At 64.4% G+C, this 320-nt stretch carries 1 protein-coding gene; it reads right to left on the minus strand.

What is annotated here, in order from left to right:
- The coding region (locus tag F8C76_RS19630) for a prephenate dehydrogenase/arogenate dehydrogenase family protein (RefSeq protein WP_152132980.1) at positions 1-320 on the minus strand (320 nt) is incomplete at both ends.

Below are 320 nucleotides of genomic sequence, written 5' to 3' on the forward strand. Positions count from 1 at the left end.
AGGGCGCGCACTCTGGCGGTAGCTGCCGGGTCGGTGGCGTCGGTGGGGGTCAGGATCACCCGGTGATCGCGGTACAACTTCGCATCGGCCGCGCTTACGCCGCTTTTTTCCTTGCCTGCAATGGGGTGTCCTGGCACAAAGCGGGCGTAGTGGGCGCCCAGAGCATCGCGGGCCGCATTGACCACGTTGCCTTTCACGCTACCCCCATCGGTGACGATAACTCCGTTCGACAGCCCCGGCTTCAATGCCGACAGCACCGTACCCATGGCGGATACTGGGGTAGAAACAAACACCAGATCGGCGCCGGCCACAGCCTCTGC

Origin of the sequence: Flagellimonas olearia, from assembly GCF_009184425.1 — a bacterium.
GTDB classification, from domain to species: domain Bacteria; phylum Bacteroidota; class Bacteroidia; order Flavobacteriales; family Flavobacteriaceae; genus Flagellimonas; species Flagellimonas olearia.